The sequence below is a fragment of the Streptomyces sp. 13-12-16 genome (assembly GCF_002114215.1).
Lineage (GTDB): Bacteria > Actinomycetota > Actinomycetes > Streptomycetales > Streptomycetaceae > Streptomyces.
Genome location: NZ_NCTE01000028.1, coordinates 1 through 11,064 on the forward strand (window position 1 = coordinate 1; position 11,064 = coordinate 11,064).

9 protein-coding genes are annotated in these 11,064 nt (G+C 71.5%); 5 read left to right on the forward strand and 4 right to left on the reverse strand.

The genetic code is table 11. The features are described 5' to 3' along the window. From B7767_RS01365 to coaA, 3 genes are all read right to left on the reverse strand, one after another. On the reverse strand, positions 1-2,278 hold a 2,278-nt coding region (locus tag B7767_RS01365), incomplete at its 3' end, for an RICIN domain-containing protein (RefSeq protein WP_179166997.1). Between the two features lie 693 nt (positions 2,279-2,971). Further along, positions 2,972-3,919 (reverse strand): DUF389 domain-containing protein, encoded by a 948-nt coding sequence (locus B7767_RS01370; protein ID WP_085570464.1) that lies wholly within the window; start codon positions 3,917-3,919, stop codon positions 2,972-2,974. A 16-nt stretch (positions 3,920-3,935) separates the two neighbouring features. Next, entirely contained in the window at positions 3,936-4,925 is a 990-nt protein-coding gene (gene coaA, locus B7767_RS01375) for a type I pantothenate kinase (protein ID WP_085570465.1), read from the reverse strand. 209 nt (positions 4,926-5,134) lie between these two features. Here coaA and B7767_RS01380 point away from each other — a divergent pair, with 209 nt between their 5' ends. The 5 genes from B7767_RS01380 (at position 5,135) to B7767_RS01400 (ending at position 9,887) form a co-directional block, all read left to right on the forward strand. Further along, complete coding sequence (locus B7767_RS01380; protein ID WP_085570470.1) at positions 5,135-5,923, forward strand: hypothetical protein; 789 nt, start codon at positions 5,135-5,137, stop codon at positions 5,921-5,923. 109 nt (positions 5,924-6,032) lie between these two features. Continuing rightward, positions 6,033-7,880: a glutamine--fructose-6-phosphate transaminase (isomerizing) gene (gene glmS / locus B7767_RS01385; protein WP_085570466.1), complete on the forward strand. Its 1,848-nt coding sequence runs from the start codon at positions 6,033-6,035 to the stop codon at positions 7,878-7,880. 204 nt (positions 7,881-8,084) lie between these two features. Further along, on the forward strand, positions 8,085-8,255 hold the full coding sequence (locus B7767_RS01390) for a hydrophobic protein (protein ID WP_085570467.1): 171 nt from the start codon (positions 8,085-8,087) through the stop codon (positions 8,253-8,255). Between the two features lie 194 nt (positions 8,256-8,449). Next, positions 8,450-8,821, forward strand: coding sequence for a holo-ACP synthase (locus B7767_RS01395; protein WP_085570468.1), 372 nt, complete (start codon positions 8,450-8,452; stop codon positions 8,819-8,821). A gap of 229 nt (positions 8,822-9,050) precedes the next feature. Beyond that, the gene (locus tag B7767_RS01400; protein WP_030861040.1) at positions 9,051-9,887 is read left to right on the forward strand and encodes an RNA polymerase sigma factor SigF; all 837 of its coding nucleotides are present in this window, start codon (positions 9,051-9,053) and stop codon (positions 9,885-9,887) included. A 60-nt stretch (positions 9,888-9,947) separates the two neighbouring features. On the opposite strand, the gene B7767_RS01405 is transcribed toward B7767_RS01400, so the two are convergent. After that, the coding region (locus B7767_RS01405) for a hypothetical protein (protein ID WP_085570469.1) at positions 9,948-11,064 on the reverse strand (1,117 nt) is incomplete at its 5' end.

An 11,064-nucleotide genomic window follows, 5' to 3' on the forward strand; every position in this document is an offset into this window, starting at 1 on the left:
CCGCCTTGGTCGCGGCGTCGGCCGCGGAGCGGGCCTTCACCGCGGCGGCCTCGGCGTCGTCGGCGTGCCCGGCGGCCGCGTCGGCCGCCGCCCTGGACTCCTGGGCGTTGCTGTCGGCCTCGTGCGCCTGGGCGTACGCCTCCTTCGCGTCGGCCTTGGCGCGTGCGGCGTCGGCCTTCTGCTCGGCGTCCCAGGCGTCGTCGCGCAGGTCGCGGGCCTTGTCCTTGGCCTTGACCGCGGCGTCCCTCTTGTCGGACGCCGTGCTCTCGGCCGCCTCGGCCTTGTCCTTGGCGTCCTTGGCCTTCGTCGCCTCGGTCTCGGCGGTCTTGCGGTGCCCGGCCGCCTCGGCCTGCTTGGCGGCGGCCGTCTTCTTCTCCGCCTCGGCCGTCTTCTCCTCGGCCTCGGCGGCCAGGCGCTTGGTGTGGGCCTCGGCGGCGGCCGTCTTGGCCTCGCCCTCGGCCTTCAGGGCCTCGGTGAGCTTGGCCTCGGCGGTCTCCTTGTCCTTCTTGGCGTTGTCCCGGTGCACCTTGGCGGCGTCGGCGGCGGCCTTCGCCTGCAGTTCGGCGGTGTGGGCGGCCTCCTTGCGGAACTCCGCCTTGGACTGGGCGGCCTGCGCCAGCGCCCGCTGGGCGATGGTCGCGCTGTCGCCGGCGGACGCGCGGGTGGCGGCCTCGGCGGTCTCGGCGGCCTTCACCATCGCCTCCAGCGCTGCCGCGGCGCCCTTGGTGACCTGCGCCTTCTGCTGGCCGACCAGCAGACCGCGGCCGCGCGGAGCGCCGTTGGCGTCGGCGATGGCGTAGGCGGCCTGGGTGGCGGTGTCCGACGAAGCGGCGGCCTTCTTGGCGAGCTCCCACTGCGCCTTGACGACGGCGAGCTGCTTCTTGGCCTGCGCCTGCGCGGTGGCGACGCCCGTCTTCGCCTTGTTGAACTGGGCCGTGTTCGGGTACGACGGGCTGTCGGTGCCCTTGTGGCCGGACGGCTTGATCAGGAACTTCTGCGAGGAGGCGTCCTTGCAGTCCCACAGCCGCGCGTCCGTGCTCTTGGTGAACGCGCTCAGGTCCAGGCACTTGCCGGTGGTCACGCTCTTCAGGGGCGCGGTGGCGCGGGCGTCGCCCTTCCACGACTGTCCCTTGGACTTGTAGCAGTCCGAGATCTGGATCTTCGTGCCGTTCGCCGAGGCGTTCCCGGCCACGTCCAGGCACTTCTGCGAGCCGACGTTGCGGAGGTGCAGGTCGTTCTCACTGCCCTCGAGCGTCCACTGCTGGGCCGCGCCGCCGTTGCAGGTGTAGATCTGGACGGGGGTGCCGTTGGTCTTGCCGCCGCCGGCGACGTCCAGGCAGCTGCCCTTCGCGCCCGGCACCTCGATCGTCACGTGGCTGTCACCGATCCAGCCCACCCCGCCGGAGGACCAGTAGTCCTGCCACTGGACGAGGTGGTCGGCGACCCACGAGTTGCCGAGCATCTCCCCGAGCGACTTCGCGCCGGCGGCGAGGGCCTTGGTGGCGTCCTCGTTGGCGTCGAGGATCAGGTTGCGCTGCCCGGCCTGGGCGGCGACCTCCTCCTGCCACTCGGTGGCGGCGGTGCCGGTGATCCCGCCCAGCACCTCGTTCGGGTCGATCGGGTCCCGCCAGGCGCAGGACGCGAACCGGGTCTTCAGGTCCTCGACCGCGATGCGGTACTCGGCGGACCCCGGACTCGGAGCCGTGCGCGGGAACCCGCCGGAGGCGAGGAAGACGCGGGCGTTGTCCGCGCCGGTCGGCTCCAGCGACCAGTCCGTCAGGTGCTCGAAGGCGTCCCGCTCGGCGAGGTCCCGGTTCCAGTCGGGGGAGTGCGGATCGGGGTCCTTCGTGTACAGGGGTGTGCCCAGGTCCTTGACGGCCTTGACGGTCTGCTCGTCGGCCGGGGGCGTGGGGTCCTCGTAGAAGTCGCTCTCGCTCTTCCAGAACCGGTCGGCGACCCACGGGGTCAGACCGGCCTGGGAGTAGAAGTCCTCCTGGCCGTCACCGGGCGATCCGGGCGGCCAGTGGAACCCGGTGACGGTGAAGCCGCCGGGTGTCTCCAGCCCGCTGAGGGGCGCAGCCCAGGCGTCCCGGCGGCCGTTGAGCGCGTCCAGCTCCTTGGAGGCGGCGTCCCGGTCCTTGGTGTACGCGGCGGCGAGCGGCGTGTCCTCCCAGTAGTCGCGGTCGGCCAGCTCGCGCAGCCTGTCCGGCGGCTGGTTGAGGCCGTCCTGCGCGGTGGCGGCCATGGCCGGCCCGCCCAGCCGCAGTACGTCCGACATCAGGCACTGGTCCTGCCGCAGCCGCTCGGCGGCCGTGTCCTCGTTCCAGTCGGCGGAGGCACCCGTGGGAACGGCGTCGTCCCCGGTGGTCCGGCCGAGCGGCTGTGGTGGGGCGACGAGGCCCGCGACGATCGCGAGGCCGAGGGAGGCGGGAAGTACTCCGGCGAGGAGTCTCGATCGGCGTGGTCCGTGCCCGACGGGCCACGGTGGTCTGGAACGCACGTGTGCATCCCCTTCTGCACAGGAGGGAGACGACCGGGAGGGCGCCGGCGAGCGCGAGGAGTCGGTGAGGACACCTCGGCTCCCGCGGTGTCGGGAACGGCGGTGTCCGTCCGGTACGGGATGCACGGATGACGGATGGTGCGGCACGCGACGCGCCCCTCCCCGTGGCGGCGCCGTTCCCCCGGTCGCTGATGGATGTGCGGGAACGGACTGGTCAGGTCCGGGCACGCGGGGGGCAACACTAGGCAGAACCCCAGGAGCTGGGAAGAGGCCGGGTTCCCGGGCCGGGGGCCGGGGTGGCTCGATCTTTACTACTGGCCGGTAGTTTTTCCGGCTCACCCTCTCCTCGCACCGCAGGGGACGTTTGTGAACCTTTGGTGTTCACGTGGTGGAGGAAGTGGTGATTCGCTGATCGAAGTTGGCTGATTATCGACGGGTGTCGGGGTGGACGCGGAGGGCGCCGGCCGTCGGTCAGCTCCCGGCGCGCTTGCGCAGCCGCTCGCGCCGGCCGGCCCAGAAGTACTTCTGCGCCAGCAGGGTGGCGGTGCCCGCCAGGGTGATGCCGAACAGGTTGAGCAGCAGTTGCTCGGTCGACCCCCAGGTCTGCACCGTGTCGCCGTAGCTCAGCGCCACCGCGGCGTTCGCGGCGGCCGGCACCGTCGTCACCGAGATGGCGACGCCGACCAGCGCGCCGGACTTCGCGGACGTCAGCGAGAGCGTGCCGGCCACTCCGGCCAGTACCGCCACCACGAAGGAGAACCAGTCGGGGGCGTACACGAAGCCGGTCTGCGGCCGTTCACCCTCCAACCGCTCCTTGGTGAACAGCCCGACCGCGTCCATGAAGAGGCTGAAGGCCACCGTCACCGCCATCGCCACCGCGAAGCCCACCAGCAGGGCGGTCACCGCGCGCAGCGCGAGACGCGGCCGGCGCTGCACGGCGGCGGTGGAGATGCCGGCCAGCGGCCCGAACTCCGGGCCCACCGCCATCGCGCCCACGATCAGGATCGCGTTGTCCAGCACCACGCCGCTGGCCGCGATCATCGTGGCCAGGGTGAGGAACGCGAGATAGGTGACCGAGAGGGTCGACTCCTCGTGGGTGGCCTCGGTCAGGTGCTCCCACAGCACCGCGTCCGCGGGCTCGCCCGGTGCGTCCTTCTCCGCCTTCTCGGCCCGCTTCGACAGCGACAGGCCGATGTCCTCCACGGCGATGGAGCCGCTGACGTCCAGCCCCATCCGCTGGAGCTCGCTCAGCAGGTCGTCACCCGCCTCCCGCGCCACGTCGCACATCACCACGTCCCCCGCGGGGTCGCGGGCCGCACCCGGCAGCACGCACAGGTGCGCGGTGCCGATCGTCCCCTCGATCAGCCGGATCACGTCCTCGGTCCTCTCGACCGGCGTGATCAGTCGCAGGTGCAGCATGACGGCAGCGTAGCGGTCAGAGTTTGCGCAGGCTGAGGCGCTGCACCTTGTGGTCCGGGCCCTTGCGCAGCACCAGCGTGGCCCGGCCCCGGGTCGGGGCGATGTTCTCCACGAGGTTGGGCTTGTTGATGGTGCGCCACATCGTGCGGGCGTAGTCGAGGGCCTCCTCCTCGGAGACCTGGGTGTACTTGCGGAAGTACGACGACGGGTCCTGGAACGCGGTCTCGCGCAGCCGCTTGAAGCGGTGGAGGTACCAGCGCTCGATGTCCTCCGTGCGGGCGTCGACGTACACGCTGAAGTCGAAGTAGTCGGCGAGGCCCACGCGCGTGCGGCCGTCCTGGCCGGGGAGGGCCGGCTGGAGGACGTTGAGCCCTTCGACGATCAGGATGTCCGGGCGGCGCACGGTGAGCTTCTCGCCGGGCACGATGTCGTAGATCAGGTGGGAGTAGACGGGGGCGGAGACCTCCCCCTTGCCCGCCTTGACGTCGGCGACGAAACGGGTCAGCGCGCGGCGGTCGTACGACTCGGGGAAACCTTTCCGCGACATCAGGCCCCGTTCCTGGAGCTCGCGCGTCGGCAGCAGGAACCCGTCCGTCGTCACCAGCTCCACGCGCGGGTGCTCGGGCCAGCGGGAGAGCAGGGCGCGCAGCAGCCGGGCCACCGTGGACTTGCCGACGGCGACGGAACCGGCGACCCCTATGACGAAGGGGGTGCCCGACTGGGAGCCCTGCTCGCCGAGGAACGTGTTCAGCGCGCCCCGCAGTCCGTCGGTGGCGCCGACGTAGAGATTGAGCAGCCGGGACAGCGGGAGGTAGATGTCCCGCACCTCGTCGAGGTCGATGACGTCACCGAGGCCGCGCAGCTGTTCGACCTCCGCCGCCGACAGGGGCAGCGGAGTCTTGTCGCGCAGCGCGCTCCACTCGGCGCGGGTGAGGTCGACGTAGGGAGTCGCCTCCGGCCGCTGCCGGTGGGCGCTCCGGGGTGTCGAGGAGACCGGAGAGATCACAGTCCATTGTTAACGGAGTTCGAACGGGGCGACAGGTGGGCTGTGTCACGTACGGCGGTCGCCGGTGGCCGTCCGGGATCACGCGGTTGTCACGGTCGCATACCGGGTGATCGTCTGATGATCATCTGTGCGGCGGCTGTGTGCGGGATCCGTTTAAAGTGCGCGCAATGTGCCGCGGATTCCTCCGCGCCTTCGAGAAAGAGTTCCCCGTGAGAACCATCGCCGTCCGCCGTACCGTGCTCGCCGCCTCCGCCGCCGCGCTCGCCCTGCTCGCCACCGCCTGCGGTGGCTCCGGCGACGAGGACAAGGCCGGCGACGGCAAGGGCAAGGCGGAGTCGAGCGCCTCCGCCTCCGCCGCGCCGGCGGCCGAGGCGTTGACCGCCGCCGAGCTGGAGAAGGCCGCGCTGGCGCAGGCGGACGTCAAGAGCGGCAAGGTGGCCACCAAGGTCGCGGCGACGGACGACATCGCCAAGGACCAGGTGAAGACGGACGACGCGGCCTGCCTGCCGCTGGCCCACGCCCAGGCCGGTGTGGCCCAGGGCGAGCCCGCCGCGACCGTGAAGCGGTCCTGGACGGGCGACCCCGTGAAGCCCTCCGAGGGCACGAACCCCGAGGACGCCCTGCTGGCCGCCCTCGACGTCGACAAGATGCTCATCAACCTCGCCTCCTACGAGGGTGACGGTGCCGCGCAGGCGATGAAGGGCCTGACCGACGCCGCCACGAAGTGCGCGGGCGGCTTCACCGCCACCGTCTCCGGTGAGAAGATGCAGGTCGTCAAGGTCGCCGCGGCCGCCGCGGAGGGTGGCGACGAGGGCTCCGCCATCACCCTGACCGTGGCCGTCGACGAGGGCGTCAAGGCCCCGAACAAGATCATCGTGGTGCGCAAGGGCGCCACGCTCGTCACCTTCAGCGCCGTCAACCTGGCCGCCATGGGCACCGGCGAGGACTTCGACGTCCCGGCGGACGTCGTCGAGGCCCAGCTCGGCAAGCTCGCCTGAGTCACCCTCGGGTTCCGTTCCCACCGGTGCTTCGTGCACCGGTGGGAATTTCCGATTTCGGGCAGGCGAAGGCCTTTTCCGGCGGCTGACGGACCGTAGGCTGCCGGGCATGTGCGGAATCGTGGGATACGTGGGGCCGCAGTCGGCGCTGAACGTCGTGACGGCCGGACTGAAGCGGCTGGAGTACCGGGGGTACGACTCGGCGGGCGTCGCCGTGCTGGCCGACGGCGGGCTGGCCACCGCCAAACGGGCCGGGAAACTCGTCAACCTGGAGAAGGAGCTGGCCGAACGGCCGCTGCCGACCGGGACCACCGGCATCGGACACACCCGCTGGGCCACCCACGGCGGCCCGACGGACGCCAACGCCCACCCGCACCTCGACAACGCGGGCCGGGTCGCCGTCGTCCACAACGGCATCATCGAGAACTTCGCCGCGCTCCGCGCCGAGCTGGCCGAGCGCGGCCACGACCTCGCCTCCGAGACGGACACCGAGGTCGTCGCCCACCTCCTCGCCGAGGAGTTCTCCGCCTGCGCCGACCTCGCGGAGGCGATGCGGCTGGTCTGCCGGCGCCTGGAGGGCGCGTTCACCCTGGTCGCCGTCCACGCGGACGAGCCGGACGTGGTGGTCGGCGCGCGCCGCAACTCCCCGCTGGTGGTGGGCGTGGGGGAGGGCGAGGCCTTCCTCGCCTCCGACGTGGCCGCGTTCATCGCGCACACGCGGGACGCCGTCGAACTGGGGCAGGACCAGGTGGTCGAGCTGCGCCGGGACGCGGTGACGGTCACCGACTTCGACGGCCGTGCGGCCGACGTCCGCGAGTACCACGTCGACTGGGACGCCTCCGCCGCCGAGAAGGGCGGCTACGCCTCCTTCATGCTCAAGGAGATCGCCGAGCAGCCGAAGGCGGTCGCCGACACCCTGCTGGGCCGCATCGACGGGTCGGGCTCACTGACCCTGGACGAGGTCCGCATCCCGGCGAACGTGCTGCGCGAGGTCGACAAGGTCGTCATCGTCGCCTGCGGTACGGCCTTCCACGCCGGGCTGATCGCCAAGTACGCCATCGAGCACTGGACCAGGATCCCCTGCGAGGTGGAACTGGCGAGCGAGTTCCGCTACCGGGACCCGATCCTCGACCAGCAGACCCTCGTCATCGCCGTCTCCCAGTCCGGCGAGACCATGGACACGCTGATGGCCCTGCGCCACGCCCGCGAGCAGGGCGCGCACGTGCTGGCGATCTGCAACACCAACGGTTCCACGATCCCGCGCGAGTCCGACGCCGTGCTGTACACGCACGCCGGTCCGGAGGTCGCGGTCGCCTCGACCAAGGCGTTCCTGACCCAGCTCGTCGCCTGCTACCTGGTCGCGCTGTACCTGGGCCAGGTGCGGGGCACCAAGTGGGCCGACGAGATCCGCGCGGTGGTGCGGGACCTGTCGTCGATCTCCGGTGCGGTGGACCGGGTCCTGGAGACGATGGAGCCGGTACGGGAGCTGGCGCGGTCGCTGGCCGCGAAGGACACGGTGCTGTTCCTGGGCCGGCACGTGGGCTACCCGGTCGCGCTGGAGGGCGCGCTGAAGCTGAAGGAACTCGCGTACATGCACGCGGAGGGCTTCGCGGCGGGCGAGCTGAAGCACGGCCCGATCGCGCTGATCGAGGACGGCATGCCGGTGGTCGTGGTCGCCCCGTCGCCGCGCGGACGGTCCGTCCTCCACGACAAGATCGTCTCCAACATCCAGGAGATCCGGGCCCGGGGCGCGCGGACGATCGTCATCGCGGAGGAGGGGGACGAGGCGGTCGCCGAGTACGCCGACCACCTGATCCGCGTCCCGGCCACCCCGACGCTGCTCCAGCCCCTGGTGGCGACGGTGCCGCTCCAGGTCTTCGCCTGCGAGCTGGCGACGGCGCGGGGCAACGAGGTGGACCAGCCGCGGAACCTGGCGAAGTCGGTGACGGTGGAGTAGGTCCCCAGACCTCCGGGAAACGCGCTGAAGGCCCCGGCGGGGAAGGCCGGGGCCGCCCCGGCCGGGTCACGCGCTCCTGCCGGTCCGAGCCGCCGCCGGGGCGGCAGTTCCGCGCGGATTCCCCCAAGACTGTGAAATTAACGTGGAGTTGGGGAGCTTGTGTGCGGGGTGCCGGGGCACTCGCGGGACCGGAGGTTGATACACATGGTTCCCCTGCTTCTGGTTCTTCTTCTGGCACTGATCCTGTTCGGCGCGGGCTTCGCGCTCAAGGCACTGTGGTGGATCGCGGCCATCGTGCTCGTGCTGTGGCTGGTGGGCTTCTTCGTCCGCCCGGCGGGCACGGGCGGCGCGCGGGGCCGCTGGTACCGCTGGTAGGGCGGCGGAATGTGTGCGGAGGGCCCCGGTGATCCCACCGGGGCCCTCCGCATGTGCGTGGAAAGGGTGAAATGGTGCGTGACGGGCGGACCGGCGGGCACCCGCCCGCCCGTCGGGCGCCGGTGCGCACGGGAACCGGCGGCCTCCACGCCGGCGTCCGACGTCCCCCGGCGCGGCCTCGTAAGGTGCTGCGCATGAGCATCATCGGAGTCGGGATCGACGTGGCGGAGATCGAGCGGTTCGCGCAGTCGTTGGAGCGGACGCCCGCGCTGGCCCGGCGGCTCTTCCTGGAGAGCGAGCTGCTGCTGCCCAGCGGGGAGCGGCGCGGTGTCGCCTCGCTCGCCGCGCGGTTCGCGGCCAAGGAGGCGCTCGCCAAGGCGCTCGGCGCGCCCGCGGGGCTGTACTGGACCGACGCCGAGGTGTGGTGCGAGGACAGCGGGCAGCCGCGGCTGCGGGTGAAGGGAACGGTGGCCGCCCGCGCCGCCGAGCTGGGCGTACGGTCCTGGCACGTGTCGCTCAGCCATGACGCCGGGGTGGCCTCGGCGGTCGTGATCGCGGAGGGGTGAGGCCCGTGCTCGCCTTCCCCGGGGCCGGGGTCGACCTGCCGGTCTGGGGTGACGCGTTCCTCGTCGTCGCCGCCGTGCTCACCGTCGTGTCCGCTCTCGTACGGCTGCTGCGCCGCCGGTGAACGGGTGAAAAGAGGGTGCGTGTATCGCGTGAACCGGGGTACACGCGGTTGAGCCGGTGCCGGAAGTGGGGCCGACCGACCAGGGAGGGCGAACAGTGACGTCGACGATGGCGCGGACCGACCGAGCTCAGACAGTGACCGAACTGCCGGAGGTCGCCGATCCCGGTCAGGTCGCGCCGAAGGACGCGCGGGAGCTGTCCAAGCAGTTCTTCCGCCGGCTGACGGAGCTGGAGGAGGGCACGCACGAGTACCAGTACGCGCGCAACACCCTCATCGAGATGAACATGTCCCTCGTCCGCTTCGCGGCCGGCCGGTTCCGCAGCCGCGGGCCGGAGGAGATGGAGGACATCGTCCAGGTCGGCATGATCGGGCTGATCAAGGCGATCGACCGGTTCGAGCTGTCCCGCGAGGTGGAGTTCACCTCCTTCGCGATCCCCTACATCGTCGGCGAGATCAAGCGGTTCTTCCGCGACACCTCGTGGTCCGTGCACGTGCCGCGCCGGCTCCAGGAGGCCCGGGTGCAGCTCGCCCGCGCCACCGAGGAACTGCGCAGCCGGCTGGGCCGTACGCCCACGACCGCCGAACTCGCGCAGCTGATGAGCCTGACCGAGGAAGAGGTCAACGAGGCCCGGATCGCCTCCAACGGCTACAACTCCGCCTCCCTGGACGCCGCCATCGGCAGCGAGCCGGACGGCGAGAGCGTGCTCGCCGACTTCATCGGCACCGAGGACGCCGCGCTGGAACTGGTCGAGGACTTCCACGCGCTCGCCCCGATGATCGCCGAGCTCGACGAGCGCGAGCGCAAGATCGTGCACTGGCGGTTCGTGGAGGAGCTGACGCAGGCGGAGATCGGCGAGCGGCTCGGCTGCTCCCAGATGCACGTCTCGCGGCTGCTGTCCCGCACGCTGAAGCGGCTGCGCGCGGGGATGCTCACCACGAGCTGAGACCGGGCGGGCGCACGGGGACGGGGTGCGGCACACCATGCCGCACCCCGTCCCCCCGTGTCAGCAGATCGACTGGCTGCTGTTCACCAGTCGGTTGTTGCGGAACGTCGTGTTCTCGCCGCAGGGGCTCTCGCGGATCGACGAGTTCGTCACCGTGAGGTTCTGGACGGTGATGTCCCTGTTGTTCGCGAACTCCGAGCGCGCGGCCAGGCGGATCTCGCCGCCGCCGGTGACCGTGCCGCTCTGGGCGGCGAGGTTCACGTTGTAGCAGTTCTCGATCAGGATCGCGTTGTTGCCCGTGTTCGAGAGCGTGATCCTGTCGATCGTCGCCCCGCCGCTCTCCGAGACGCAGAACACGCCCCGTCCGCCGCCGCGCGCGACGACCTCGCCGACGCGGATGTTGGTGGGGTAGGAGCTGCCGATCCGGCCGTTGCGGTTGGCCATGCGGAAGGCCGCGTACCCGGTGCCGGTGCCGGCGTTCTCCGCGTCCACCTTGGAGACCGTGGCGTTGATCGTCTGGTTCAGCAGCAGGCCCGACTCGCCGACGTTGCGGGCGGTCACCGTGCCGACGGTGAGGCCGTCGACGCCGTACGTCTCCACGGCGTGGCTGGACGCGCCGGAGACGTACACGTCGTCGATGCGCACGTTGCGCGTCCACTGGCTGGTGTCGCCGCGGTTGTCGATGCGGACGCCGAGGCCGCGCGTCAGGCGCATGTCGATCTGGCCGAGGACGACGTTCTGCACGTTGCGCATGAAGATCCCGTACAGCGGGGCGCCGGTGACGTTGAGGTGCTGCACCTCGATGTCGCGGGTGCCGCGGGAGTAGACCGGGGCCTGGTCGCCGGAGCCGCTGCCGGTGACGTCGATGGTGCCGCAGACGTCCAGGGCCGTGTAGCTCGGCAGGGAGATGCGGGAACCGGCGGAGATGGAGCCCGAGCCGCGCACCACCACCCGTTCCTTGCTGGTGCGGCCGGCGGACAGGCTGCTGATCGCCGCCTGCACGGCCGCGCGCATGTCGCCGCCGGTGTAGACCGTGCTGCCGCCGCGCCTGGCGGTCCAGGTGCTGCCGTTGAGCACGGCCTCGGCCTGGTAGGAGCCGTCGCCGCAGGCCGCGGCGCGGGCGGGGACCGGGGGCGCGGCGGCCGTGGAGGGCGTGGGGGAGGTGGCGGCGGTCGCC